General features: G+C 72.7%; 20 protein-coding genes. 3 read left to right on the plus strand and 17 right to left on the minus strand.

Annotated elements, in window-relative coordinates; genetic code table 11:
• The 6 genes from ACH4OW_RS13295 to ACH4OW_RS13320 form a co-directional block, all read right to left on the minus strand.
• The gene (locus ACH4OW_RS13295; RefSeq protein WP_398027661.1) at positions 1-840 is read right to left on the minus strand and encodes an ABC transporter ATP-binding protein; all 840 of its coding nucleotides are present in this window, start codon (positions 838-840) and stop codon (positions 1-3) included.
• A 306-nt stretch (positions 841-1,146) separates the two neighbouring features.
• Positions 1,147-1,770 carry an ATP/GTP-binding protein gene (locus ACH4OW_RS13300; RefSeq protein ID WP_360122733.1) on the minus strand — a complete coding sequence of 208 codons (624 nt, stop codon included), beginning with the start codon at positions 1,768-1,770 and terminating at the stop codon, positions 1,147-1,149.
• Positions 1,751-2,113, minus strand: coding sequence for a DUF742 domain-containing protein (locus ACH4OW_RS13305; protein ID WP_360122736.1), 363 nt, complete (start codon positions 2,111-2,113; stop codon positions 1,751-1,753). Before ACH4OW_RS13305 ends, ACH4OW_RS13300 begins: the two co-directional genes overlap by 20 nt.
• A 73-nt stretch (positions 2,114-2,186) precedes the next feature.
• Positions 2,187-2,594 (minus strand): roadblock/LC7 domain-containing protein, encoded by a 408-nt coding sequence (locus tag ACH4OW_RS13310; protein WP_360122739.1) that lies wholly within the window; start codon positions 2,592-2,594, stop codon positions 2,187-2,189.
• A 2-nt stretch (positions 2,595-2,596) separates the two neighbouring features.
• Entirely contained in the window at positions 2,597-4,453 is a 1,857-nt protein-coding gene (locus ACH4OW_RS13315; RefSeq protein ID WP_398027391.1) for a sensor histidine kinase, read from the minus strand.
• Between the two features lie 614 nt (positions 4,454-5,067).
• Complete coding sequence (locus ACH4OW_RS13320) at positions 5,068-6,402, minus strand: FAD-dependent oxidoreductase (RefSeq protein WP_398027393.1); 1,335 nt, start codon at positions 6,400-6,402, stop codon at positions 5,068-5,070.
• A 153-nt stretch (positions 6,403-6,555) separates the two neighbouring features.
• Here ACH4OW_RS13320 and ACH4OW_RS13325 point away from each other — a divergent pair, with 153 nt between their 5' ends.
• The gene (locus ACH4OW_RS13325; RefSeq protein WP_398027395.1) at positions 6,556-7,314 is read left to right on the plus strand and encodes a TetR/AcrR family transcriptional regulator C-terminal domain-containing protein; all 759 of its coding nucleotides are present in this window, start codon (positions 6,556-6,558) and stop codon (positions 7,312-7,314) included.
• Positions 7,315-7,450: 136 nt separating this feature from the next.
• On the opposite strand, the gene ACH4OW_RS13330 is transcribed toward ACH4OW_RS13325, so the two are convergent.
• Positions 7,451-8,530, minus strand: a complete 1,080-nt coding sequence (locus tag ACH4OW_RS13330; RefSeq protein ID WP_360122750.1) for a rod shape-determining protein — start codon at positions 8,528-8,530, stop codon at positions 7,451-7,453.
• Positions 8,531-8,734: 204 nt separating this feature from the next.
• Positions 8,735-10,906 (minus strand): FUSC family protein, encoded by a 2,172-nt coding sequence (locus ACH4OW_RS13335; RefSeq protein ID WP_398027397.1) that lies wholly within the window; start codon positions 10,904-10,906, stop codon positions 8,735-8,737.
• 356 nt (positions 10,907-11,262) lie between these two features.
• On the opposite strand from ACH4OW_RS13335, the gene ACH4OW_RS13340 reads away from it, so the two are divergent.
• Entirely contained in the window at positions 11,263-12,279 is a 1,017-nt protein-coding gene (locus tag ACH4OW_RS13340) for an alpha/beta hydrolase (RefSeq protein ID WP_398027399.1), read from the plus strand.
• Positions 12,280-12,328: 49 nt separating this feature from the next.
• Here the strand turns inward: ACH4OW_RS13340 and ACH4OW_RS13345 are convergent, their stop codons facing one another.
• The 3 genes from ACH4OW_RS13345 to ACH4OW_RS13355 form a co-directional block, all read right to left on the minus strand.
• A complete protein-coding gene (locus tag ACH4OW_RS13345; RefSeq protein WP_398027401.1) occupies positions 12,329-12,814 on the minus strand; it encodes a hypothetical protein in 486 nt (161 codons plus the stop codon).
• A 255-nt stretch (positions 12,815-13,069) separates the two neighbouring features.
• Positions 13,070-13,948, minus strand: a complete 879-nt coding sequence (locus ACH4OW_RS13350) for an ABC transporter permease (protein ID WP_398027663.1) — start codon at positions 13,946-13,948, stop codon at positions 13,070-13,072.
• A 38-nt stretch (positions 13,949-13,986) separates the two neighbouring features.
• On the minus strand, positions 13,987-16,836 hold the full coding sequence (locus ACH4OW_RS13355) for an alpha/beta fold hydrolase (RefSeq protein ID WP_398027403.1): 2,850 nt from the start codon (positions 16,834-16,836) through the stop codon (positions 13,987-13,989).
• Between the two features lie 210 nt (positions 16,837-17,046).
• Here ACH4OW_RS13355 and ACH4OW_RS13360 point away from each other — a divergent pair, with 210 nt between their 5' ends.
• Entirely contained in the window at positions 17,047-18,282 is a 1,236-nt protein-coding gene (locus tag ACH4OW_RS13360) for a styrene monooxygenase/indole monooxygenase family protein (protein WP_398027405.1), read from the plus strand.
• 60 nt (positions 18,283-18,342) lie between these two features.
• On the opposite strand, the gene ACH4OW_RS13365 is transcribed toward ACH4OW_RS13360, so the two are convergent.
• From ACH4OW_RS13365 to iolC, 6 genes are all read right to left on the minus strand, one after another.
• Positions 18,343-18,822: a GNAT family N-acetyltransferase gene (locus ACH4OW_RS13365; RefSeq protein WP_398027407.1), complete on the minus strand. Its 480-nt coding sequence runs from the start codon at positions 18,820-18,822 to the stop codon at positions 18,343-18,345.
• A gap of 182 nt (positions 18,823-19,004) precedes the next feature.
• Positions 19,005-20,498, minus strand: coding sequence for a CoA-acylating methylmalonate-semialdehyde dehydrogenase (locus ACH4OW_RS13370; protein ID WP_398027409.1), 1,494 nt, complete (start codon positions 20,496-20,498; stop codon positions 19,005-19,007).
• A 90-nt stretch (positions 20,499-20,588) separates the two neighbouring features.
• Positions 20,589-22,487 (minus strand): 3D-(3,5/4)-trihydroxycyclohexane-1,2-dione acylhydrolase (decyclizing), encoded by a 1,899-nt coding sequence (iolD, locus tag ACH4OW_RS13375; protein ID WP_398027411.1) that lies wholly within the window; start codon positions 22,485-22,487, stop codon positions 20,589-20,591.
• Positions 22,484-23,377, minus strand: coding sequence for a 5-deoxy-glucuronate isomerase (gene iolB, locus ACH4OW_RS13380; RefSeq protein WP_398027413.1), 894 nt, complete (start codon positions 23,375-23,377; stop codon positions 22,484-22,486). Before iolB ends, iolD begins: the two co-directional genes overlap by 4 nt.
• A gap of 30 nt (positions 23,378-23,407) precedes the next feature.
• Entirely contained in the window at positions 23,408-24,301 is an 894-nt protein-coding gene (locus ACH4OW_RS13385) for a deoxyribose-phosphate aldolase (protein ID WP_360122780.1), read from the minus strand.
• Between the two features lie 82 nt (positions 24,302-24,383).
• Positions 24,384-25,349, minus strand: a complete 966-nt coding sequence (iolC, locus tag ACH4OW_RS13390) for a 5-dehydro-2-deoxygluconokinase (RefSeq protein WP_398027665.1) — start codon at positions 25,347-25,349, stop codon at positions 24,384-24,386.
• Positions 25,350-25,654: the final 305 nt, after the last annotated feature.

Consider the following 25,654-nt stretch of genomic DNA (forward strand, 5'->3'; position numbering starts at 1 on the left):
TCACCACTTTCCCAGCTGTGCCATCGCCCGCGTCACGCTCTCGGGATCCGGCCGGTCCAGCAGGCTGACGATCCGGCCCGCGTCGATGAACAGCGCCCGGTCCGTCCAGGAGGCGGCGACCGGATCGTGGGTGACCATCACGACCGTGTGCCCCGCGCGGTCCACCGCGTCGCGCAGCAGGGCCAGTACGTCGGCGGCGGTGACCGGGTCGAGGGCACCGGTCGGCTCGTCCGCGAAGATCACCGCGGGGTCGGTGACCAGCGCGCGGGCGATGGCCACGCGCTGCTGCTGCCCGCCGGAGAGCAGCAGCGGGGAGTCGTCGGCCCGGTCCGCCAGCCCCACCGCGTCCAGGACGCGCAGCGCGCGCTGCCGTACGCCCGTACTGCCCGGCGCTTCACCGCCCAGCAGCAGCGGCAGCGTCGTGTTCTCCACGACCGAGAGCGACGGCACCAGATTGAGCGCCTGGAAGACGAAACCGACGCGCTCGCGTCTGAGCCGGGTCAGCGCGGCCTCGCCGAGCCGGGACAGATCGGTGCCGTCGATCCGTACCGTCCCCGAAGTCGGCCGGTCCAGCCCGGCGGCGCACTGGAGGAAGGTCGTCTTGCCGGAGCCGGAGCGGCCCATGACGGCCAGGAAGGAACCGCGTCGGACCGTGACGCTGACGTCGTCCAGCGCGGCCACGGTCCCGGCGCCCCGGCGGTAGCTCCGGGTGACCGACTCCAGGGTCAACGCGGCACCGGGGTCGGTGTCCCGGACCGCCGTGCCGCCGGACACCGCGGTGTGCGGCACCGTTCCGTCCGCCACCGCCGCCGTGCCGCGTCCCTGCGGTCGAAGCCTGATCATCCCTGCGTCCTCCGGCCTTCTTGCCCGTCTTTTGCCTGTTCGGACGCTACGGGCGGGGTGCGGCGGCAACGAGCCGGTCCGCACCCCTGTCGAAGGACGGTCAGTGACACCCACGGGGGTGGGGCCAGCCCTACCCCGGGCGGCCGGGGCGGGTCCGGGAGGGCGGGGCGGCCCCGCGAAGGCGGGCGGGAGCCGTTGGTCGGTCGGGCACGCGAGCCCCTGGACCGTCGGGCGCGGGACCCGTTGGGCGGCCAATCACGCGAGCCCTTGGACGGCCGGGCACGTGAGCCGTTGGACGGTCGGTCAGTGCACCGCGATGGAGTGCAAGTACCGCATCAACGTCATCAGAACGTCGCGGCTGGAGGTGCGCAGCCGGGCGTCGCAGTCGACGATCGGCACCTCCGGCGGCAGGTCCAGGGCACCCCGGATCTCCTCGATCGGGTGGACGGGAGCGTCGGGGAAGGAGTTGATCGCGACGACGAAGGGGACGCCGCGCTCCTCCAGGCGCCCGATGACGTCGAAGCTGACCTCCAGGCGGCGGGTGTCGATGAGGACCACCGCGCCCAGCGCGCCGTCGAACAGCCCGTTCCACAGGAACCAGAAACGCTGCTGGCCCGGCGTACCGAACAGGTACAGCACCAACTCGTCGTTGAGGCTGATGCGCCCGAAGTCCATCGCCACGGTCGTCGAGGTCTTGCGCTCGACACCGACGATGTCGTCCACACCGACACCGGCCTGCGTCATCGTTTCCTCGGTGGTCAGCGGCCGGATCTCGCTCACCGCCCCCACCAGGGTCGTCTTGCCGACCCCGAAACCGCCCACGATCACCACCTTGACCGCGGCGGCGGCCGTCTCGGGCAGTTCGTCCTCGCTCCGCGGCCCCTGGGCGGGGTGCTCGACGAGCGTCTCAGAGCTTTTGAAGTCCATGGATCACCGCCTCAATAAGGGCACGGTCGGGAAGTTGGGCCGGCGGTACGGGCGCGCGCGCCACCACCCGCCCGTCGGCCAGCAGGTCACCGAGCAGGACGGTGACCACGCTGACCGGCAACTGCATATAGGCGGAGAGTTCCGCCACGGAAAGCGGGGAATGGCACAGCCGTACGATCGACGCCTGCTCCGGCTGCATTCCCGGCCTCGGTCCGGATTTCGCCACGATCAGCGTGACCAGGTCGAGGGAAGTGGTGTGACCGGACGAGCCACTGCGCCCACCGGTGATCACATAGAGCCGCTCGGGGCTCTGGTCCTCCCAGTCCTGGTCCGCTCCGCTCATGCCGGAGCCCCGCTTCGCCCCACCGTGCCCCCGTGCGGTCCGTGCTGCCTGCCGGTCCGTGCGCCCCGCCCGCTCATGCGTCCTGTCCGTCGTGGCGTGGCGGGCTGCTGAGGTGCTCGCCGATGCGGGCCACCAGGTCCCGCATCCGCTGGCCGATCAGCCCGGCGTCCACGCCCTCATCGGCCAGGACGGCCAGGTAAGCGCCGGCGCCCGCCGCCATCAAGTAGAAGAAGCCACCGTCCAGTTCGATCACGACCATGCGCATCCGGCCGTCGCTGTGCGGGAACTCGGCGGACACCGCGCCCGCCAGACTCTGCAGGCCCGCGCACGCCGCCGCCAGCCGGTCGGCGGTATCGGTGTCCGTTCCGTACTGGGCCATGCGCAGGCCGTCCGAGGACAGCACGACCACGTGACGGGTCTGCGGAACGCTCTCCGCGAGGTCCTTGAGCATCCAGTCCATGTTGGGCCGGTGCTGAATCATGGCTACTCACTCTTTTCCGACGGCTCGTCACTCTTCTCACTGGCTGCACTTGCGGCACTGACTGACGTCCCCGTACCGGCCGCGGTGCCCGGCCGGCCGTCCCAGTCGGCGTTCCGTTCCGGCCCGCCGGGCCGGTCGGCGGGCTGCGCCTGCCGACTCGCCTGACCCTGCTGGCCCTGCTGGTTCTGCTGGCCTTGCTGACTCGGCTGGCCCTGCTGGTTCTGCTGGTTCTGTTGGCTCGACTGGCTTTCGCCGGACAGGCCGCTCTGGAACGCGGCGAGCCACATACCCGGCTGCACCGGCGCGGCATCGGCCGGCCCGGCGGCCGGCGAGGTGGTGGCGGGGGCCGCAGGAGCGGCGGAGGCCGCCGGGGGCACGGGCGCGGTGGCGCGGGCCTTGCGGCGCCGCTGCGGCAGCCCGTTGGGAGTCCGCTCGGTCACGACAGGGAGGTCATCCTGGGTCTCCTCCCGGACGTCGTCCCGGAGCTGCGGCGGCACGGACGCGGTGGGAGCCACGGAGGCGGCGGGAGCCACGGAAGTCGCCGGTACGGACGGGGCGGGCGGGGCCGGCGATACGGCCGGGGGCGCCGCGGCATGCCGAGGGCCGGGGGCTGCCGGGGCCGCCGGGGCTGCCGTCACGCTCCGGCGCTCCGTACGGGCCGTACGCGGACCCGAGGACGCGCCGATGCCGTGCGCACGGCCGGTCGCCGCCGCGGTGGTGAGCAGCTCCTGCGGAACGATCAGCACCGCCCGCACGCCGCCGTACGCCGAAGGCCGCAGCGACACCTGGAAGTTGTACGCCTGCGCCAGCCGGCCGACCACCGCGAGGCCCAGCCGCGGGGTCTCCCCCAGGTCGTTGACGTCGATGCCCTGCTGCGCCTGCTGAAGCATCCGCTCGGCCCGCTTGCGGGCCTCCTCGCTCATGCTGACGCCGCCGTCCTCGATCTCCACGGCGATACCGGACTGCACCTCTACAGCGGTCAGGTGCACGCGGGTCTGCGGCGGGGAGTAGCGGGTGGCGTTGTCGAGCAGTTCGGCGAGGGCGTGGATCAGCGGCTCGACGGCGGTGCCGACGACCGCGACCTCCGACACGGAGTGCAACTCGACGCGCTGGTAGTCGATGATCCGCGACATCGCCCCACGCAACACGCTGAACAGCGGCACCGCGCGGCTCCACTGACGGCCCGGACGCGCGCCACCGAGCACGGCGATGGAGTCGGCGAGACGGCCGATCAGGGCCGTACCGTGGTCCAGCCGCAGCAGATCACCGAAAACCTCGGGGGACTGACCGTGCCGGTCCTCCATGTCCCGCAGTTCCTGGGCCTGTTGGTGGACGATCGCCTGCACGCGGCGGGCGATGTTCACGAACGCGCGCTGCGCGGACTCGCGCAGATCCTCCTCGGCGACGACCGCGTCGAGCACGGAACGCAGCACGGCCTGGTGCGCCGCGGTGAACTCCGGCGTCAGCCCCGCCGCACGCGCCTGCAGCAACACCTGCTCGGTGATCGCCTCGTGAACGTCCTCGGGGAACTCGCCCCGCCCGAGCCGGGCCACCACTTCCGGCAGCAGCTCCTCGGCCAGCCGGACGGTCTCGGCCTCCTGCCGGGCCAGCGCGGCCTGCTGCGCGTCCGCCTGCGCCCGCAACGCGGCGAGCGCCCGGCCGCGGCGGGTGACCTCGGCGGTGACCAGCGCGACCGCCATGGTGGCGACCGAACCGATCCACACCACCGGCGTACTCGCCTGCGCGGGGACCATCGCCGTGGCGACGGCCGCGGCCACGGCGGTCGCCGCGGCGGGCAGTATCCACGCGAGAACCGAGCCGGGACGCGGCCCCCCGGGCGACGATCCTTCCGGAACCATCTGCACCCTAAAACCCTCAAAACATCGACAGATCAAGGACGTCTAGCGGGCCCCAGCTCCCCGTACGGCGCCGCCACAGAGGTCACCTGCGGTAACTGCCTTCACACACTGGGCCGGTAGTAGCATAACCGCCCTTGATCAAGGACTGACGTCAGGTCATCACTCTTTAACCAAGCCCGGATCGGGGGCCTCCGGAGGGGTGCGCGGGGCACTCCGGAGGCGGCGGGTGGGAGCAAGCGGCGCTGGGGCAGGGGGCGGGTGGGGGCAGGGGGCGGGGTGAGGGGTGAGGGGCCGGGGTGAAGGGGCGGGGTGAGGGGTAAGGGGGCGGGGGCGGGGTAAGGGGGCGGGGGCGGGGTAAGGGGGCGCCGCACTCGCTACTTTCCCCGGGGGGGCCCGCGCGGGCGGGCCGCGGCCCCCCCCGCCGGGGGCGCGGGGGGGGGGGGGGGGGGGGGGGCGGCCCCCGCCGCGGGGGGGGGGGGGCGCCCGGGGGGGGGGGGGGGGCGCGGGGGGCGGGGGGGGGGGGGGGGGGGGGGGGGGGGGGGGGGTTATGGGGCCGCCGCACTCGCTACTTTCCCCGGGGGCCCCTCCCCCCCCCCGCCCCACCCCCCGTGATTTCAGTATTCGGGCAGCTCGATGTCTGCCGACAGGTCCTCGCCCTGCTGAAGCATCGCTGCCACGGCCTGCGGTTTGTTCAGCAGGCTGTTGCGTACGTCGATCGCCTCCTGGGTCGGCGGGGCCAGGAATTCGCCGGCCTGGCGGCCGCCCTCCTGGCACCGCGTGACGAACGGCCGCAGCCGGTCCTCGTAGCGCGCGAACGCCCGGGCGTGGTCACCGCCGGCGGCCGCCAACTCCCCGGCGAGGACGTACGCGCCCACGACGGCCGAGCCGGTCCCCATGCCACCGACCGTGGCTCCATACGCGGCGTCGCCGAGCAGGGCGATCCGGCCCGTGGACCAGCGCGGTACGTCCACCCGGCTGATGGAGTCGAAGTAGAGCCCCTCGGCGTCCCAGACGGTCTCCGTCAATTCCGGCGTACGCCAACCGCATCCGGCGTACGCCCCGGCTATCAGCTTCTTCTGCCCTTCCGTGTCATGCCGGGTGTAGATCAACTCGTCCGAGGCGAAGACGCAGAACGCCTCGCCCGCGTATCTCGGGTCCTTCGCGCGCCGGGGTGTACGAACCACGCTCGCCAGACGGCCGGGCTCGTTGTATCCCACGGGGCGGGCGCCGAGCTCCGCACCGCCAGGCGGCAGGTCCCAGCCCGCTATGTAGTAACCGAGGTGACTGACGAACTGCTCTTCCGGGCCGAAGGCCAGCCGCCGCACGGTGGAATGCAGACCGTCGGCGCCGATCACCAGGTCGAAGGCACGCGGGGCACTCCGCTCGAAGGTGACGTGCACACCGCCCGCCACTTCCGTCAGGGACGTTATGGAGTCGCCGAAGATGTATTCGGTGATGAATTCGGTGAACTCGGCGGGATCAGCGGCCTCTGCGGGATCGGCGGGATCGATGGGGTTGGCGGGGTCGGCGATGCCGACTGTTGTCCGGGCGGCCGTGCCGGGCTCAGCCTTTGTCGGGGTGCGCAGGCTGTGCTCGTACAGGATGCGGGACAGCTCCGAACGGAGGATCTCCACCTCGCCGCCGGCGAACTCCGGCGGTAGGGCCGCGACTTCACGCCCGCTCGCATCGATGAAGCTCAGCGGGCTGCCGTCGGTGCGGTGCCGCCGGATCTCGTCCAGGACTCCCATCCGCTCCAGCACCGCCAGGCTCACGCTGCCCCGGAAGTCCACCGCATACCCGCCACCCCGCAGCGCCGGGGCCATCTCGACCACAGTCGGCCGATAGCCGTAGCGCCTCAGCCAGTACGCCACGGCTGGGCCGGCGACGCTCGCCCCCGAGATCAGAACGGTCCGTTCATCGGCCGTCGCACACGGCGTTCCGTACGTCATCACACGCCCCCCACGTTGAGTCGTTATCTCGACGAGAGAAACTGTATCCGGCGGACACTGTTTTGTATACCCCGGACACAGTTTTAGGATGCGAAGGTGGCCGAAGACGGGAAGCGCGGGAAGAGCAGTGGGCGGAACGATCGGGTCCCGGAGGTGACAGTCGGTCCGTTCGCGGGGCAGGCGGGGAGCATCGAGCTGCTGTGGGGTGGCCGGGAACGGCCGAGCCGCGGCCCGAAGCCCGCCCTGAGCCTGGACCGGATCACGCGGACGGCGATCGGCCTCGCCGACGCAGGCGGGCTGGCCGCCGTGTCCATGCAACGGGTCGCGGGCGAACTCGAATTCACCAAGATGTCCCTGTACCGCTACGTCCCCGGCAAGACCGAGTTGATCGCCCTCATGACCGACACCGCGATGGGCGAGCCGCCCGCGCTGCGCTCCGACGCGGGCTGGCGGGCCGCACTGCGCGAGTGGGCCGAGCGGTTGTCGGCAGTGTTCCACCGCCACCCCTGGCTGCTGACGGTGACGGTGGGCCCCCGGGTCATGGGCCCCAACGAACTCGGCTGGACGGAGAGCGCCCTCGCCGCGCTCGCGGACACCGGCCTGGACGGGGCCGAACAGCTGGACGCGGTGGTCGTGGTGAACGGCCACGTCCGCGCTCTCGCCCAGGTCGCGGTGTCCATGGGGGTGGGCAGTGCGCGGGCGAAGGGGCCCGAGCAGGTCATGAGCGCGGCGCTGAACGAACTTCTCGTCGGACGCTCCGAGCGCTACCCGGCACTCGCCGCCGCCGTCGCGTCCTCGGCGGCCGGCGGCACACGCGACCAGGCACTGGAATTCGGCCTGGAGCGCATCTTCGACGGGTTGGAGAGCTTTGTCTCCCGCCGGGCGGCGCAGGGTTCCGCGACCGAGTCCTGAGACGGCCGCGAGGGGGGCGCATGATCACGCGCCGTCCGCCCCGGGGCCGGCGGGAGCGGCCGTACCCCTACGGCCGGGCCCCTACGGCCCACACCTCGCTGCTCGCGCCATTCGCGCCATTCGTACCCCGCCGCGGTCAGAGCCGTACGGCCTTGCGAGGCTGTTCCATCGCGCCGGTCAAGAGACCTTGCAGCGAGGCGAATTCGTCGACGCAGCGGCCCGTGCCGTTGACCACGCAGTCCAGCGGGTTGTCGGCGACGACCACCGGTACGCCCATCTCCTGGCGGAGCCGCTGGCTGAGGCCGCGCAGCAGTGCGCCGCCACCCGTGAGGGCGATGCCGCGCTCGATGATGTCCCCGGACAGCTCGGGCGGGCACTCGTCGAGGGTGCGGTGCACGGCCCGGACGATCGCGTCGACCGGTTCGGCGAGCGCCGAGCGGATCTCCTCTTCGGTGATCTCCTGGATACGGGGCAGTCCGCTCACGTGGTCGCGGCCGCGGACGGTGTAGGAAGTGCGGCGATCGGGCTCGCCCTCCTCGTCGACGTCGACCGGGGTCCAGGCAGCGGAGCCGATGGCGATCTTGATGTCCTCGGCGGTGCGCTCGCCGATGGCCAGCGAGTGCTTCTTCTTGACGTACGACATGATCGCCGCGTCCAGCGCGTCGCCCGCGACCCGTACGGACTGGGCGGTGACGATGCCGCCCATGGAGACCACGGCCACCTCGGTCGTGCCGCCGCCGATGTCCACCACCATGCAGCCGACCGGCTCGGCGACCGGCAGCCCCGCCCCGATGGCCGCCGCCATCGGCTCCTCGATCAGGTGCACCTCGCGGGCGCCGGCGCCGCGCGCCGAGTCGATGACGGCGCGCCGCTCGACGCCCGTGATCCCGGAGGGTACGCAGATGACGACGCGCGGCCTGGAGAAGCGGCGGGTGGGCAGGGCCTTCTTCATCAGGGCGCGCAGCATCTGCTCGGCCGCGTCGAAGTCGGCGATCACACCTTCCTGGAGGGGGCGCATCGCGGTGATGCCGGACGGTGTACGGCCGATGGTGCGCTTGGCCTCCGAGCCCACGGCGATCACCTCGCCGGACGCGTTGACCGCGACGACGGACGGCTCGTTCAGGACGACGCCCTTGCCGCGTGAGTAGACCAGGGTGTTGGCGGTTCCCAGGTCGATGCCTATGTCGTACGTACCGGACGAAGTGCTGGACGCCATGGGAGGTTCGCTTGCTCTCTCTCGACTGGACGACAGGGCCCCGCGCGCAGGGCCCTCGAACATCGCGCCCCGGGTGGCACGGGTTGCTCGCGGAGCCGGGCGAGGAGGTCGGGCCCGTCGGGCTCGTCAAGCTCGCCAATGGCGCCATTTGCGGGCAATTATCAAGACTACAGGCGACGCCGAATGGTTCCTGGACCACACGGTTCAGCGTGTGCCCGGCGTGTCCGCGGCGCTCGGCTCCCGATGCGTACGCGGCGGTCCCGCGCCTTTGGCCCGGGCTTCCCGTGCCGCCCTGTTCCTGCCGCCGGGGCCGCGCGAGAGCGCCTGGGCCAGGTCGTCGAGCGCGTCGAGGAGCAGGTCGGCGCCGCGTAGCGCGACGCCGGGGGACTCGGTCTGCGCCGCCCACTCCTCCCATACGCCGCGCAGTGTGCTCCAGTCGAGCTCGCGCCGCTCCCGTACGGCCGCGACCGCCCTCTCCAAAGACCGGCGCAGCTCTTCCGTGAACGCCTGGGCGCCCGGCGAAGGTTCCGCCTCGCGGTCCGGAAGGTGCGCTTCCAGGATCATCGTCACCCGGCCCATCGTGGCCAGGGCCGACTGCGCCGCCGCGGCCGCGCGCAGCGACAGCCCGCGGTGGCGCACCGGCTCCTTCTCGGCGCGCGATTCGCTCTCTTCCCAGGCGGCGCGGGCCGCGCGGGCGTCCAGCAGGGCTTCGCGGACCTGCCGGGGGCGGCGTTCGGCCGGCCGTGCGTAGCTGTCGAAAACGGCCACCGCGTACCGCCCGTTGGCCTCCAGCCACTGGGCCAGCCGCTCGCGCAGCCGCGGTGTCTCCCAGGCGGGGAAGAGGGCGTAGGACAGCATGGCCAGCAGGCCGCCGATCAGGGTGAGGACGACGCGTTCCTGGACGGTCTGTTCCCAGCCGGCGCCGGCGACGCCGAGGAGGAAGACGACGTACGCGGCGACGCACGCCGAGGTCACCGACACGCCCGTACGCATCAGCAGGTACATCGCCAGGACGCAGACGACCGCCAGGGCGGCGCTGACGTACGGGTTCGGGTGGGTGAGGCCCGTGATCGTGCCGCCCACCGCGACGCCGACGAGGGTGCCGGCGAACCGCGCGACGCCGCGCGAGTACGTCTGCCCGAAGTCGGGCCGCATCACCATCACCGAGGCCAGCGACGCCCAGTAGCCGTGCCCGAAGGGCAGTGCCTGGCCGAGGAGGTAGCCGGCCGAGGCGACCGCGCTGACCCGCAGCGCGTGCCGGAAGATGTGGGACGACCAGCGGATCTCGCGGCGCACCGCGCGCAGGGCCACCGGCACCAGCTTCGGCACGCTGGGGCGCAGCAGGTGCCCGCGTTCCTCTTCGGTGGTGGGCCGGGTGGCCTGCACGGGCGCGTTGGTGAACTCGACGGCGTCGGCGAGCAGGGAGATCAGCCGCAGTGCGGAACGGCGGGCGGCGCCGGTGAGCCGCGGGCCGTCGCCGTCCTGCGGCATTTCGAGGGTGGCCATCGCCTCGGGCGGCAGCCGTACGGGTTTGCCGTGCCGGATGGCGGTCGCGACGGCGTCCAGGACGGTGGCGGCCGCGCCGAGCAGTTCGCGGGCCCGGTCGCGTTCGGGCCCTTCGACCGGGACGCCGACGACCGGGTCGGCGAGTGACGCCAGTACCGGCCTGACCTGCTCGGCGAGTGCCCGCGGGCCGTGCAGTTGGACCGGCCTGCGCTTGGCCTGGCGCGGGGTCACGGCGGAGGCGAGGCGCGCGTCCATCAGCGGCTGCGGGTCGAAGGGGGCGACCGGGTCGTGCCGCAGCCGGCGCGCGTAGTCCGCCTCGGCGGCGAGCGCGTCGGCGAGGGCGTCGCGCTGCGCTCCCCAGGGCCGTACGGGGAACAGCACGATCAGGGCGGCCTGGACGAGTCCGCCGAACGCGATGATGGCCGCGTGTTCCAATGCGCCGAGGACGGAGGTCGGCAGCGTCACGGTGACGAGCATGACCGAGACGGTCTGCGTGCCGACCAGCCCGGACACCGGCCCGACCGACCAGGCCATGCCTGCCAGGAAGGTCCACACGGCCAGCAGGGCCAGGAAGCCGGCGATGTGTGCGGCGGCGAGGTAGCCGAGGAAGGTGGAGACCGACAGGCCGCCCGCGACGGCGAGCGCCAGGACGGGGCGCGGGCGCCAGCTGCGCTGGAAGGTGGCGATGCCGGCGGCGAACGCGCCGAAGGCCGACGAGACGGCGAGGGCGGGGCTGCCGAGGTAGAGGCAGAGCCCGATGACGAGCGCGACGCCGACCGAGCCGCGGATGGCGATGAAGGGGGTGAGCTTGGCCCGCTCGATGGTCAGCCCGGAGCGGGCGGTCTCCTTGAGAGCACGCGACCAGGTCATGCTCCAGAGAATACGGATGCGGGAGCGGCGAACCGGAATGATCGGCGCCGGTTCGCGGGCGGGTTGCGGGGAAAGGGGGTCGGCGGGCCGTCCGGGGGGCGCGGGCAGGGTTGTGACGTGGCTGGTACGCGGTCTCCGCCGCCCGGTCCCGTTGCCCTTCCGGGGCGATTCACCGTGAAAATCACGGTAAAGCCGGTTTCCGTTGCGGGTAAACCGCACAGGTCACAGCCCTGCGGGCCCGGACCGGCCGCCGCGTGCGGGCAACGCGACAGCCGAAAGGGGAAACCCCGGCACCGGTCGCTCCCTCTTGCTGGCCAGCCGGGGGTTCCCGGCCCGCTCGACAAGGAGAAGGACCCGTGCGCAAAGCCCTCACCCCGGTGGTCGTGCTGACCACCCTGGCCGCCCTCGCCGCCACCGCCGGCTGTGGCAAGGGCGATTCCGGCGACACCCCGGTGCGCTTCGGCGGCCCGGGCGGCTCCGGCTCGCAGGGCGCCACGCATCCGGGCAAGGGCTCGCTCGCCCGGATGCCCACCGACCCGGTCAACTTCAAGGAACAGCGCAAGGTCGGCGGCGCGGGCGGCGACACCCCGATCGGCGTGGCCACGTACCACGGCGCCAAGTCCGGGTTCACCGGAAAGGTGTGGGTCTGGGCGCCGCCGGAGTACTACGAGAAGCAGAACGCGAACAAGGGCTTCCCGGTGCTGATGGCGCTGCCCGGCGCCGAGGGCTACCCCGTCAACTACTGGATCGGCGGCGACCTCAAGCTGGAGGAGAACCTCGCGCAGTGGTCCAAGGAGGGCAAGAGCCTGCCGTTCATCGTGGTGATGCCGGTGCTCAACCCGAACGCCAAGCAGTACTACGACGCCAGCGACATCCCCGGCCAGCCGAAGATGGGCACCTGGCTGAACGAGGACGTCCCCGACTTCGTCCGGCAGAACTTCCGTACGCTCAAGAGCCGGGACGGCTGGGCGATCATGGGCTCCTCGTCGGGCGGGTTCGCCGCGCTGAAGAACGTCCTCCAGCACCCCGAGACCTTCAAGGCCGCGATACCGAGCGGGCCGGACATCGTGCCCGACTCGCCGCTGTGGCGGGGGCACGCCAAGGAGCAGCGCGAGAACAATCCTGAGGTGCTGGCGAAGCGGCTGATAGCCAAGGGCGGACCCGAGGTCTATCTCGGCTTCCAGGACGGCTCCAAGGAGTCGACGATCGTGCCGAAGGTCAAGAAGTTCATCACGCAGTACGGCCGGGGGCCGGTGAAGACGCGGATGCAGATGGTGGCCGGCGGCATGCACGGCGCCGACACGTACGTGAAGGCCATGGACGAGGGCACGATCCAGTGGATCAGCAAGCACATGCAGGGCCCGGCGGAGTAGCGGCCTGTGCGTCGAGCGCGCCGCCCACGCCGTGCCCTGCCGGTGAGCCTCACATGGAGCAGGCGACGTCCAGCAGTTCGATGGGCCGGGTGGCGTCCAGGTCCACGTAGGCGGTGAAACGTTCCGTGCGGTTTCCGCTCCAGTGCGTGGTGATGGTCGCCCAGCCGACCCGGGCGGACTGCGCGGTGGTCACCTTGCCGACCGAGATGTCGCGCGGCGTGTTCTGCGCGCACAGCAGCAGGTCGTAGTCGGGCGTCTCGGCGGCCTTCTTCTTGAGTTCGGCGGAGACCTGGTGCTCCCGCTGCCAGGCGCTCGGGCCGTGCTTCCCATAGAAGGAGGTCAGGAAGCGGCGGATCTCCTCGGCGGTGTAACGGTTGTTCGGGTCGGTACGGACGGGCGGCCCTGACTGCTGCCTTGCGGAGGCGCCCAGCGCGGCGGTCACCGGTGCGGCGGCCGCGGTGGCGGTCAGGGTGAGGCCGAGAGCGACGGCGGCCGCGGTGGCGATGGCGGAGGTGCGCGAAACGTGACGGAGCATGAGATGTCCTCGACTTCCGACTTCTGTCCTATGTGCGCATTGCCGGTCTGTACCGACTGAGACAGCCGGCACCGCCGCATGGTTGCAGCGCGCCGCGCCCCATCACTCCCCCGGAGCAACCGGCCCTCCCCTGCCCCGCGCGCGACGGCGCTTTTCCGCCCCGCGCGCGATGGCGCTTTTCCGCCGGTGCCGGGCAGCCCCGGCCGGACGGGGCCGGGGCGGCCGTGTCCGCGAGGGCCGGCCGTGCCACTCCGCCTAGGACACGATGTCCTTCTTCCCGAACCCGCGGAACGCCAGCGCGAACAGCACCAGCGCGTACGCCACCGAGACCGCCGCGCCCTGGATCATGCTCGTGGCGTCGAACTGGGGCTGGAGGGCGTCGGCCCAGGCGAACTGCCAGTGCGCCGGGAGGAAGTCGCGCCACTGGTCCAGGGCCGTGACCTGGTCCAGCACATTGCCGACGATGGTCAGGCCGACCGCGCCGCCGACCGCGCCCAGCGGCGCGTCGGTCACCGTGGACAGCCAGAAGGCGAGCGCCGCCGTGACCAGCTGGCTGACGAAGATGTACGCGACGGCAAGCCCGAGCCGCGGCAGCGCGTCACCGGCGGACAGCGCGCCTCCGGCCGGCAGTTGGAGCGGCCCCCATCCGTACGCGGCCGTGCCCACGGCGAGGGCGACCAGCGGCAGCAGCACCATGGCCGCCGCGCTGAAGACCAGCGCGACGGTGAGCTTGCTGAGCAGCAGCCGGGTGCGCGGGACCGGCGCCGCCAGCAGATAGCGCAGCGAGGACCAGCTCGCCTCCGAGGCCACCGTGTCGCCGCAGAACAGCGCCACCGGTACGACCAGCAGGAAGCCGGCGGAGACGAACAGGGTCGTCGCGGTGAAGTTGGCGCCGGAGGCGGTCGCGGTGTCCATCAGGGTCACCCGGTTGCTGCGCCCGCCCGGGTCGCCGCCGATCGCGAAGGCCGCGACCAGGACGAACGGGAGCACCGCGAGGATCGCGGCGATGACGAGGGTGCGGCGCCGCCGGAGCTGGCGCAGCGCCTCGACGCGCAGCGGGAGGGTGCGGTGCGGGCGGTAGCCGGGGGCGTGCGGCGCGCCGGGTACGGACGAGCCCGCTGGGCCGCCGGGCAGCGGGGATTGCCCGTCGGTGCCGGGCTTGGTGACGGCGGTCACCGGTCACCTCCGATCATGGTGAGGAAGGCGTCCTCAAGGCGCCGGTGGGGGCCGATGCGGGCCACCGGGATCTCCAGCCTGAGCAGTTCGGGCAGCAACTCGGGGGTGCTGGTCGTGCCGTCGAGCGCGACGAGGAAGCCCTCGTCGGCACGGACGGCCGAGGCCACCCCGGGCAGCGCGGCGACCTTTTCCAGCAGGGCGTCGGACGGTGGTTCGCCGCCCGCCACGCCGACGAGCAGGGTGTCGCCAGAGCCGACGATGTCGGCGACCGGGCCCGCCTGGACGAGCTGCCCGCGGTCCATGACGACCAGATGCGTGCAGGTCTGTTCGACCTCGGCCAGCAAGTGGCTGGAGACGATCACGGTGCGGCCGCCGGCCGCGTACCGGATCATCACGTCCCGCATCTCGCGGATCTGCGGCGGGTCGAGTCCGTTGGTCGGCTCGTCCAGGATGAGCAGGTCCGGCAGGCCCAGCATGGCCTGCGCGATGGCGAGGCGCTGCCGCATGCCCTGCGAGTACGTGCGTACGGCGCGCTGCAGCGCGTCGCCCAGCCCGGCGATCTCCAGCGCCTCGTCGATGTGCGCGTCCTCGGCCGGGCGGCCGGTGGCCTGCCAGTACAGGTCGAGGTTGGCGCGCCCGGACAGGTGCGGGAGGAAGCCGGCGCCCTCGACGAACGCGCCGACCCGCGACAGCACCGGTGCGCCCGGCCGGATCGCGTGCCCGAAGACGCGGATCTCGCCGGCGTCCGGCCCGATGAGGCCCATGAGCATGCGCAGGGTGGTGGTCTTGCCCGCGCCGTTCGGGCCGAGGAGGCCGAGCACCTGGCCCTTCTCGACGCGGAAGGAGAGGTCCCGTACGGCGTACCGGTCGGCGGACTTGGCGTACCGCTTGCTCAGGCCGGTGATCTGCAGCGGCACGTCCGCCAGGTCCGGGTCGGGGGCGCCGGCCGCGGACCGCCGCCGGCCGACGAGCAGCAGGAGTACGGCGATCACCGCGCCCGCCGCGGGCAGCGCCCAGGTCCAGGCGGGCAGCGGGGCCGCGGCGCTCTTGACGGCGGGCGCGGTCGGCACGCTCAGGACGCCGCCGCCTTCGAGCGAGGCGGTGTACATCGCGGGCTCGACGGGCGAGGCGTACGCGAGGTCCGTCGAGGAGAGCACCAGGCGCAGCCGGTGGCCCGCGGCGAACTCGTGGTCGATGGCGGGCATCCGCAGGGTGACGCTCTTGCCGTCCCCGGCGCCGGTGACGCGGTACGGCTCGGCGAGCCCGGCGGGCAGCACCGGCCGGCTGCTGCCGTTCGGCCCGATGTCGTACACCTTGGCGAAGACGACCGCTTCGCCGCTGGTGGAGCGGAGCCGTACGCGGGCGGTCGGCGCGCCGGTGACGCGCAGCGGGTCGCCGAGCGGCGGGGAGTCGAAGCGGGCGAACTGGCCCGGGGAGTCGAGGGAGAGTCCGGCGCCGACGCTGGAGAGGCTGTTGAGGGCGCCCACGCCGGGCACCGTGGAGATGGACGGCGGGCTCGCCCCCGCGGGGTTGCTGAAGCGCTGTTCGCGTCCGGTCAGGCGGACGGGGCGCGGGTCGTTGTCCAGGCCGGGGTAGCTGTCGCCGCTCGCGCCGCGCAGGCGGGCGGCGCCGTTGGTGGAGTCCACGGCCCCGCCGCGGCTGACGCGGAAGGCGGGCCCAATGTCCGCGTTCGCGTCGTTCTTCAGGTAGCGGTCGAACCAGGCTTTCGTACGGTCCAGGAGGCGGCCGGTCTCGCGGTCGCCGCCGTCGTGGCCGCCGGCGAGCCAGTCGACGGAGACGGGCGCGCCGTTCTTGCGGATCGCGCGCTGCATCCGGTCGGCCTGGCCGAGCGTGAACAGCGAATCGGTTCTGCCCTGCATGATCAGGGTCGGTACCTTGATGCGGTCGGCGACGGCGGAGGGGCTGCGCTCTTCGAGGAGTTCGCGGGCCGCGTCGTCGGGTTTGCCGGAGACGGCGATCCGCTCGTACATCTCGCACAACTGCCGTTCGAAGCGGCCACAGCCGTCGGCGGCGTCACGGGCCGCGGACCCGGCGGCCTCCCGCGCCGCGGACTCGCCGCCGGGAGCGGACTTCCCGCTGCCGTCGGCGCCCGGTCCGGCACCGCTGCCGCCGTCGTTGTCCCGGGTGCTGCCGCCGTCATTGCCGCCGACCCGGCTGTCCGCGCCGGCCGCTCCCGCCGAGCCGGTCGAGAAGAACATGCCGGCCCACAGCTTCTTGAAGACGCCGTTGGGGAAGAGCGCGTCGGCCAGGTTCCAGTAGGTGATCTGCGGGGCGATGGCGTCCACCCGCTTGTCGTAGCCGGCCGCGAGCAGCGCGACCGCGCCTCCGTACGAGCCGCCGGCCACGCCGACCCGCGGGTCGCCCGCCCCGTCGAGCCGCACCTCGGGGCGCTTCGCCAGCCAGTCGATCAGCCGGCGGACGTCGGCCACCTCCCGCTGCGGGTCGTTGAGACCGATCTTCCCGGTGGACTCGCCGAAGCCGCGCGCCGACCAGGTCAGTACGGCGTACCCGTCGCGCGCCAGCCGCTCGGCCTGCTCGCGCATCGCGTCCTTGCTGCCGCCGAAGCCGTGTCCGAGGAGGACGGCGGGGCGGGGGCCGGTGCCGCCCGCGGTGAAGAAGGAGGTGTCGACGCGCACCTTGTCCCGGCCGGCCGTACCGCTGCCGTCCGGACCTCCGGAGTTCTCCGGCATGTCGAACACCCGGTCCTCGCGGTGCACGGGCGGCGGCCCGTCCGCGGCGGCCGCCGCCCACGTGCCACCCCCGGCGAGCACGGCCAGCGCGGCCACCGTCGCGTACAGCCGCCGTCCGCGGAATCGGAAAGTCATACGGTGAATCCTAAGTACGTCGCGCGGCGGCCTTCCGGCACGCCGGTCCGAACCGGCGCACCTCCCGCGGCAGTACGGCCGCCGCCCCGCATACCGCGCCCGCAGTACGCGTCACGCGCCCGTGCGCCCCGGAACCCTCTGTACACCGCACACCCCCGCCGCTACAAAAGACGATGTGGGGCGGGCCGGTTCGGCCCAGGGGAGGCCGCAATGCGCAGGATTGCCATCGTCGGTGCGGGGCAGGCGGGGCTGCATCTCGCCCTCGCGCTGTCGGCCGCCGAGTACGACGTCACGCTGGTCACCGACCGTACGGCGCAGGAGGTGCGCGCGGGGCGGGTGATGTCGACGCAGCTGCTGTTCGGCCCGGCGCGGCATCTGGAGCGGGACGCCGGACTGAACCTGTGGGATGCCACCGCCCCCGGCGTGAGCGCGCTGCGGGTGACGGTGTGGGACCCGCCCGGCAAGTCGGCGCTGACGTTCACGGGGCGCTTCGACGAGCCGCCGCACTCTGTGGACCAGCGGGTGAAGATGGCCGGCTGGCTCGTCCTGTACGAGGCGAGGGGCGGCCGTGTCCGGTACGTCCGCGTCACACCCGACTCGCTGCCCGCGCTGGCCGCCGAGCACGACCTGACAATCGTCGCCTCCGGCCGCGGCGACCTCACCCGGCTCTTCGCCCGCAACCCGCTGTACTGCCCCTTCGACCGCCCGCAGCGCACGCTGGCCTGCGTCTACGTGCACGGCATCGCGGCATCGGCCGACCACCCGGGACCGCAGGCGCGCATCAACGTGGTGGCCGGCGCCGGCGAGGTGTTCGTACTGCCGGCGCTGACGACGGGCGGGCCGTGCGGCATCGTGCTGTTCGAGGCGCTGCCGGGCGGACCGTTCGACTGCTGGCTCGACCAGCCCTCGCCGGACGGCTGCGTGGCCCGCGCGCTCGGGCTGCTGCGCACGTACGCGCCCGGGGAGTACGAACTGTGCAGGGACGCCAGGCCGACGGACGCGGGCGCGACGCTGTACGGCGCGATCACGCCGACCGTCCGGCACCCGGTGGCCGAGGTCGCGCCGGGCACGTTCGTGCTGGGGATGGCGGACACGGTCGTGACCAACGACCCGATCACGGGACAGGGTTCGAACAACGCGGCCCGGAGCGCGGCGGTCTACCTGGACGCGATCCTGGAGCGTGGTGACGGGCCCTTCGACCCGGAGTGGATGGAGGCGGCCTTCGACGCCTACTGGCGCCATGCCCGGCAGGTCACCGAGTTCACCAACCTGATGCTGGAGCCGCCGCCGCAGCACGTGCAGCGACTGCTGGCGGCCGCCGCCGAACACCCGGCGGTGGCGCACCGTTTCGTCAATGGCTATGCCGACCCTGCGGACTACCACGCATGGCTGATGACGGCGGCCCAAGCGGACGCGTACCTGGCCGCTGCCGGGGCCACCCCCTGACGTCCTGTCACCCGGGTCCGGTGGCGGAGTGTGTCCGGTTGGGGGGCCGGACACCTGTTCTCAGCCCCTGCCGCCCTGTTCCAGCGCCAGCGTGAAACGTTTCTTGTCCTTGCGGGTCGCGCCGAACCGGTCGTAGAAGCGGATCGCGCCCGCGTTCCAGTCGGGCGTGTTCCACTGCATCTCGGCCACGCCCAGCGCCTTGCCCTCGGCTATGACGGCCTCGACGAGCAGCGCGCCCAGCCCGAGGCCGCGGTGCTCGGCCCTCAGGTAGAGGCAGTCCAGTTCCAGGTACTCGCGGCCCTGCCAGGTGTCGAAGGCCGTCGAGCAGGTGGCGTACCCGGCGAGTTCGCCGCCGGGCAGTTCGGCGACCAGGCAGCGCAGCCGGGACGGGCGCGGCCCGAACAGCGCGTCGGCGAGCCGCTCCTCCAGGTCCGCAGCGGGCGGCGCGGCCCGCTCGTAAGCGGCGTGCTCGGCGGCGAGCGCGACCACGTCCGCCAGGTCCGTGCGCACCGCGTGCCGGATGACCGGGGGCCCTGTCATGGGGCACCCGCCGCGGCCCGAGTCGTCATGACGGCACCTGTGATCCGTTGTTCGTCAGTCATACGCAGCATCATGCGTCATCGGGCCGAAACGGTTCCCCGGATTACGGCGGGTTTTCCGTGCCGACGGTGAGCGGTGGGCGGCCGGGGCCGTGCGGGCACGTCCCCGGCCGCCCGGCCGCGTCAGTGGTTGCTGGGGAAGCCCAGGTTGATGCCGCCGTCGGACGGGTCCGGCCAGCGGGTGGTGACGACCTTGCCGCGGGTGTAGAAGTGCACGCCGTCGTTGCCGTAGATGTGGTGGTCGCCGAAGAGGGAGTCCTTCCAGCCACCGAAGGAGTGGTAGCCGACCGGCACCGGGATCGGCACGTTCACGCCGACCATGCCCGCCTCGACCTCCAGCTGGAAGCGGCGGGCCGCGCCGCCGTCCCGGGTGAAGATGGCGGTGCCGTTGCCCCACGGCGAGGAGTTCATGAGCGAGATCGCCTCGTCGTAGGTGTCCACGCGGACGACGGACAGGACGGGGCCGAAGATCTCGTCGCGGTAGGCGTCCATTTCGGGCGTGACGTTGTCGAGCAGCGAGACGCCGATCCAGTGGCCGTTCTCGTGGCCGGCGACGGTGAAGCCCGTACCGTCGAGCACGACGTCCGCGCCCTGGGCCGCCGCGCCCGTCACGTACGAGGCGACCTTGTCGCGGTGGGCCTTGGTGATGAGCGGGCCCATCTCGGAGGCCGGGTCCTCGCCGGGGCCGATGGTCAGCGCGGCGGCCCGCTCCTTGATCTTCTCGATCAGCGGGTCGGCGGTGCCGCCGACGGCCACCACGACGGAGATCGCCATGCAGCGCTCGCCCGCCGAGCCGTACGCGGCGTTGATCGCGGAGTCCGCCGCGAGGTCCAGGTCGGCGTCCGGCAGGACCAGCATGTGGTTCTTGGCGCCGCCGAGGGCCTGCACGCGCTTGCCGTTAGCCGTGCCGGTGGTGTGGATGTAGCGGGCGATGGGCGTGGAGCCGACGAACGAGACGGCGGCGACGTCCGGGTGCTCCAGGATGCGGTCCACCGCGACCTTGTCGCCGTTGACGATGTTCAGCACGCCGTCGGGCAGGCCCGCCTCGGCGGCCAGCTCGGCCAGCTTGTAGGCGGCCGAGGGCACCTTCTCGCTGGGCTTGAGGACGAAGGTGTTGCCGCAGGCGACGGCCAGCGGGAACATCCACATCGGCACCATCGCCGGGAAGTTGAACGGCGTGATGCCGGCGACGACGCCGAGGGACTGGCGGATGGCCGCCACGTCCACGCGGGTGGAGACCTGGGTGGACAGCTCGCCCTTGAGCTGCTGCGGGATGCCGCAGGCCAGCTCGACGATCTCCAGGCCGCGGGCGACCTCGCCGAGCGCGTCACTGTGCACCTTGCCGTGCTCGGCGGTGATCAGCGCGGCCAGCTCGTCGCGGTGCGCGTCGATCAGCTCGCGGTAGGCGAACAGCACGGCCGTACGCTTCGCCAGCGAGCTGGTGCCCCAGGTGCGGAACGCCTCCTTGGCGGCGGCGACGGCCGCGTCCACCTCGTCCGCGGAGGCGAAGGCGACCTGCTTCTCCTGGGCGCCGGTCGCCGGGTTGTAGACGGGGCCGAAGGTGCCGGAGACGCCCTCGGCGGGCTTGCCGCCGATCCAGTGGTTGACGGTCTTCATGCGGGGGCCTTTCTGCGTGACGGCAGCGAACGGATGTCGTGACGGCGGTCGGACGGTGGCGGCGGGCGGTCGGTACGGCGGCGGGCGGTGTCAGAGGTGGCGGCGGCGGTCGGCGGCGTGCCGGTCGTACTCCTTGCGGGCCGCGACCGCCGCCGGACGCGTCGCGGTCTCGGCCACAGGGACATCCCACCAGGCTTGGGCTCCGGGCGCGCCCGGCACAGTGTCGGCCGTTTTGGTCTCGACATAGACACATGTGGGGCGCTCGTCGGCGCGGGCCGCGGCGAGCGCGGCCCGCAGCTCGCCGACGGTCGAGGCGCGGATGACGTGCATGCCCAGGGACGCGGCGTTCGAGGCGAGGTCCACGGGCAGCGGCTCGCCCGTGTAGGAGCCGTCGGCGGCACGGTAGCGGTAGGCGGTGCCGAAGCGCTCGGCGCCGGTCGTCTCGGAGAGGCCGCCGATGGAGGCGTAGCCGTGGTTCTGGACGAGCACGACGTTGATGTTGATGCCTTCCTGGACCGCGGTGACGATCTCGGTGGGCATCATCAGGTACGTGCCGTCGCCGACCAGGGCCCATACGGGGCGGTCGGGCGCGGCCAGCCGCACCCCGATGGCGGCGGGGATCTCGTAGCCCATGCAGGAGTAGCCGTATTCGAGGTGGTACTGGCGGCGGGAGCGGGCGCGCCACAGTTTGTGCAGGTCGCCGGGGAGCGAACCGGCCGCGTTGATGACGACGTCCCGGTCGCCGACGGTGGCGTCCAGGGCGCCGAGGACCTGGGTCTGGGAGGGGCGTGCGGAGTCGTCGGGCGCGGCGTAGGCGGCGTCCACGAGGGATTCCCAGCGGGCCTTGGCCGCGCCGTACTCCGCCTCGTAGGCCGGTGCGACGCGGTGTCCTGACAGGGCCTCGGCAAGCGCTTGCAGTCCGGCGCGGGCGTCGGCGACCAGGGAGGTCGCGGCGAGCTTGTGGGCGTCGAAGGAGGCGATGTTGAGGTTGACGAAGCGGACGCCGGGGGTGGCGAAGAGGGTGGACGAGGCGGTGGTGAAGTCCGTGTAGCGGGTGCCGACGCCGATGACGAGGTCGGCCCGGCGGGCCAGCTCGTCGGCCGTGGCGGTGCCGGTGTGGCCGATGCCGCCCACGTCGGCCGGGTGGTCGTGGCGCAGGGAGCCCTTGCCGGCCTGGGTGGAGGCGACGGGGATGCCGGTGGCGTCGGCGAGGGCGCGCAGCGCGTCCTCGGCCTCGCTGTGGTGGACGCCGCCGCCCGCGATGATCAGTGGCCGTTCGGCGGCGCGTACCGCCCGTACGGCTTCGGCGAGCGCGGAGGTGTCGGGCGCGGGGCGTGGCACCCGCCAGACGCGGTCGGCGAAGAACTCCTCGGGCCAGTCGTACGCCTCGGCCTGTACGTCCTGCGGCAGCGCGAGGGTGACGGCGCCGGTCTCGACGGGGTCGGCGAGCACCCGCATCGCCTGGAGGGCGGCCGGGACCAGCGCCTCGGGGCGGGTGACGCGGTCGAAGTAGCGGGAGACCGGGCGCAGCGCGTCGTTGACGGACACGTCGCCCGCGTACGGCACTTCGAGCTGCTGGAGGACGGGGTCGGCGGGGCGGGTGGCGAAGATGTCGCCGGGCAGCAGCAGGACCGGGAGGCGGTTGACCGTGGCGAGGGCCGCGCCGGTGACGAGGTTGGTGGCGCCGGGGCCGATGGACGTCGTGACGGCGTGCGCGGACAGGCGGTCGCGCTGGCGGGCGTAGCCGACCGCGGCGTGCACCATGGCCTGTTCGTTGCGGCCCTGGAGGTAGGGCATGGTGCCGGGGCCCGCCTCCAGGAGGGCCTGGCCGATGCCGGCGACGTTGCCGTGTCCGAAGATTCCCCAGCAGGCGTTGACCAGGCGCTGCCGCGGGGGCGCGCCGGACGCCGCCGAACCGTCCCGTTCCGTGTACTGGTGGGCCAGGAACCGGACCAGTGCCTGCGCCACCGTGAGGCGTCGAGTGGTCATCGGGTGTCTCCCGCGGGGGCGTCGTAGAGGGGCAGGCGGGGGTCCACGGCCTGATCGGGCCAGGTGTCGCGGATCCAGCCGTGCTCGGGGTGGTCGCAGATGAGCCAGGCGCGCTCTTCCCCAGGGCCCGCCATCACGTTGAGGTAGTACATGTCGTGGCCGGGCGCGGCGATGGACGGGCCGTGCCAGCCGTCGGGGATCAGTACGGCGTCGCCGCTGCGTACCTCGGCGAGTACGTCCGTGCCGCGGCCGTTGCCGGAGGGGGTGACGCGCTGGTAGCCGAGCCCTTCGGAGCCGTGCGCCGGGGCGATCTCGAAGTAGTAGATCTCCTCCAGCTCGCTCTCCTCGCCCGGCCGGCACTCGTCGTGCTTGTGCGGCGGGTACGAGGACCAGTTGCCGCCGGGGGTGAGCACCTCGACGGCGATGAGCTTGTCGCACTCGAAGACGCCGGCCGCGCCGAAGTTGTTGACCTGGCGCGAGCAGGTGCCCGTACCGCGCAGTTCCACGGGCACGTCGCTCGCGGCGCCGTAGCGCGCGGGCAGCCGGCGGGTGCAGCGGGCGCCGGTCAGCGCGAACCGGCCGCCCGCGGCGCTGCTGACGCGCACTTCGGCGTCGCGCGGTACGTACGCGAAGTCCGTGACCCCGCTGAACACGTCCTTCCGCCCGGCCAGTTCGTACGTCCCGCCGCCCTGGACCGCGACCGAGCAGCCGCCGTTCAGGGGCAGCACGATCCACTCGCTGTCGCCGGTGGCGAACGCGTGGCTCCCGCCGGGCGGCAGCGCGAGGACGCGCAGGGACGCATGACCCCAGCCCGCCCGCCCGGGGTCGATGTCCAGCTCGTACGGTCCGTCGGCCGCTTCCCCGGCCCTGATGTGAAACTCGGTGCTCATGGCTGCAAGTCTCCTCCTCGCCACTGACAGTTACCGGTGGAGCAGCGATACGGCGGTGTCCACGGCCGCGGTCACGTCCCCGTCGGCCGGATAGAGCAGCGACCGGCCCGCAACGAGTCCCTGCACGGTCGGCAGCCGCAGCGCCTTGCGCCACTTCTCGTACGCGGCTTCCTGGTCCTCGGCGGTGTCCTTGATGTCGCCGCCGAGCAGTACGGTCGGCAGCGTCGAGGTCTCGCAGACCTGCGCCATGTCGTCCGGGTCGTCGGTGACCGGCAGCTTCAGCCAGGTGTACGCGGAGGTGCCGCCCAGCCCCGAGGCGATGGCGACGGACTTCGTGACGGCTTCGGCGCTCAGGTCGTTGCCGACCTTGCCGTCCACCCGGCGGGAGAGGAACGGTTCCACGAAGGTGGGCAGTTCGCGTTCGGCCATGGCGTCGATGGCGCGGGCCGTGGACTCCAGCGTAGCCAGCGAGCCGGGGTCCTCGTAGTCGATGCGGAGCAGCAGCTTGCCGGCGTCGAAGCGCAGCCGGGCGATGTCCTGGGGGCGGTGGCCGGTGAACCGGTCGTCCATCTCGAAGGAGGCGCCGGCGATACCGCCGCGGTTCATGGAGCCCATGGCGACCTTGCCTTCGAGGGCGCCGAGCAGCAGCAGGTCCTCCAGGATGTCGGCGGTGGCGAGCACGCCGTCCACGCCGGGCCTGGAGAGCGCGAGGCACAGGCGTTCCAGCAGGTCGAGGCGGTTGGCCATGGCCAGTTTGCGGTCGCCGACGGCGAGCGCGCCGCGCGCCGGGTGGTCGGCCGCGACGATCATCAGCCGGCCGCTGTCGCCCATCAGGGGACGGCGGGCGCGACGCGCCGCGGCCTCCGCGACGGCCTGCGGGTGCCGGGCCCGCAGCGTCACGAGGTCGGAGATCCGAGTGGTCAAGGCGGTCTCACCTTCTGGGGGCGGGGGCGTACGGGGGTGGGCGCCGCGCCCTGCGGGGGCAGGGCCGGCCGGTCGCCGGGGCTCAGCGCGCGCCGAGGAACTCCTCGACCTCGTCGCGCGTCGGCATGGCGGACGAACAGGCCAGCCGGGACGCCACGATCGCGCCCGCGGCATTGGCGTAGCGCATCATCGGCTCCAATTCCCAGCCCGACAGCAGTCCGTGGCAGAGCGCTCCGCCGAAGGAGTCGCCGGCGCCCAGGCCGTTGACGACCTCGACGGGGGTGGGCGGCACCTCGGCGGTGCGGCCGTCGCGGTGCGCGGCCAGTACGCCCTTGGGGCCCTGCTTGATCACGGCGAGTTCGACACCCATGTCCAGCAGCGCCTGCGCGCACCGCTTCGGGTCGCGGGCGCCGGTCGCGACCTCGGCCTCGTCCACGTTGCCGACCGCGACGGTCGCGTGGGCGAGCGCCGCCTCGTAGTACGGACGGGCCGTGGCCATCGCCGCCGCTCCGGTGGCACCGCCGTCTCCGGAAGCGCCGCCCTCGCCGCCCCAGAACATGGGCCGCCAGTCCAGGTCGAAGACGGTGTGGCCCGCCTTGGCGCGGGCTTCGACCGCGGCGAGGGTGGCGGTGCGGCTGGGTTCCTCGCACAGGCCGGTGCCGGTGATCCAGAAGACGCGGGCCGCGCGGATCGCGTCCACGTCCAGTTCTTCGGGGTGGATGACCAGGTCGGGGGCCTTGGGGCGGCGGTAGAAGTAGAGCGGGAAGTCGTCCGGCGGGAAGATTTCGCAGAAAGTGACGGGCGTCGGGTATGCCTCGACGGGGGTCACCCAGCGGTCGTCCACGCCGAAGTCGCGCAGCGCCTGGTGGACGTAGTCGCCGAAGGGGTCGCGGCCGGTGCGGCTGACGACCGCGGTGCGCCGGCCCAGGCGGGCGGCGGCGACCGCGACGTTGGTGGCCGAGCCGCCGAGGAACTTCCCGAACGTCTCGACCCGGGACAGCGGAACGTTCGTCTGGAGGGGGTAGATGTCCACCCCGATGCGCCCCATGGTGATCAGGTCGTACGGGCCGGTCCCGCCGGCCCCTCCCGTCCCGCCGATTGCTCCGGTCTGCCGCGGCTCGCTCATGTGCGCCCCTTCGGTTCGTCGCTGACCACAAGGTCTAACGGGACGCCCGAGACCGTGTCAATACTTTGTCCTTACATTCTGACGTCAGAGATGTCGCGGAGGCGCCGCCACCCTGCGACGTCAGGGACGGGCAGCGCGCCGCACTCACGAGTTACAAAGTCCTTAAGTCCTTATGTCAGGACGAAGTCTTGACACTCTCCTGGGCGGGATGGAGGCTGTGCCCCACA

This window comes from Streptomyces sp. NPDC017056 (assembly GCF_044332485.1).
Taxonomy (GTDB): domain Bacteria; phylum Actinomycetota; class Actinomycetes; order Streptomycetales; family Streptomycetaceae; genus Streptomyces.

Bases quoted from the DNA above. Each gene is read 5' to 3' on its own strand.
- ACH4OW_RS13365 (WP_398027407.1), bottom strand. From the start codon at position 18,822: ATGACAGGGCCCCCGGTCATCCGGCACGCGGTGCGCACGGACCTGGCG.
- ACH4OW_RS13300 (WP_360122733.1), bottom strand. From the start codon at position 1,770: ATGGACTTCAAAAGCTCTGAGACGCTCGTCGAGCACCCCGCCCAGGGG.
- ACH4OW_RS13360 (WP_398027405.1), top strand. From the start codon at position 17,047: ATGCGCAGGATTGCCATCGTCGGTGCGGGGCAGGCGGGGCTGCATCTC.
- ACH4OW_RS13355 (WP_398027403.1), bottom strand. From the start codon at position 16,836: ATGACTTTCCGATTCCGCGGACGGCGGCTGTACGCGACGGTGGCCGCG.
- ACH4OW_RS13330 (WP_360122750.1), bottom strand. From the start codon at position 8,530: ATGGCGTCCAGCACTTCGTCCGGTACGTACGACATAGGCATCGACCTG.
- ACH4OW_RS13305 (WP_360122736.1), bottom strand. From the start codon at position 2,113: ATGAGCGGAGCGGACCAGGACTGGGAGGACCAGAGCCCCGAGCGGCTC.
- ACH4OW_RS13315 (WP_398027391.1), bottom strand. From the start codon at position 4,453: ATGGTTCCGGAAGGATCGTCGCCCGGGGGGCCGCGTCCCGGCTCGGTT.
- iolD (WP_398027411.1), bottom strand. From the start codon at position 22,487: ATGACCACTCGACGCCTCACGGTGGCGCAGGCACTGGTCCGGTTCCTG.
- ACH4OW_RS13345 (WP_398027401.1), bottom strand. From the start codon at position 12,814: ATGCTCCGTCACGTTTCGCGCACCTCCGCCATCGCCACCGCGGCCGCC.
- ACH4OW_RS13310 (WP_360122739.1), bottom strand. From the start codon at position 2,594: ATGATTCAGCACCGGCCCAACATGGACTGGATGCTCAAGGACCTCGCG.
- ACH4OW_RS13370 (WP_398027409.1), bottom strand. From the start codon at position 20,498: ATGAAGACCGTCAACCACTGGATCGGCGGCAAGCCCGCCGAGGGCGTC.
- ACH4OW_RS13320 (WP_398027393.1), bottom strand. From the start codon at position 6,402: ATGACGTACGGAACGCCGTGTGCGACGGCCGATGAACGGACCGTTCTG.
- iolB (WP_398027413.1), bottom strand. From the start codon at position 23,377: ATGAGCACCGAGTTTCACATCAGGGCCGGGGAAGCGGCCGACGGACCG.
- ACH4OW_RS13335 (WP_398027397.1), bottom strand. From the start codon at position 10,906: ATGACCTGGTCGCGTGCTCTCAAGGAGACCGCCCGCTCCGGGCTGACC.
- iolC (WP_398027665.1), bottom strand. From the start codon at position 25,349: ATGGGGCGCATCGGGGTGGACATCTACCCCCTCCAGACGAACGTTCCG.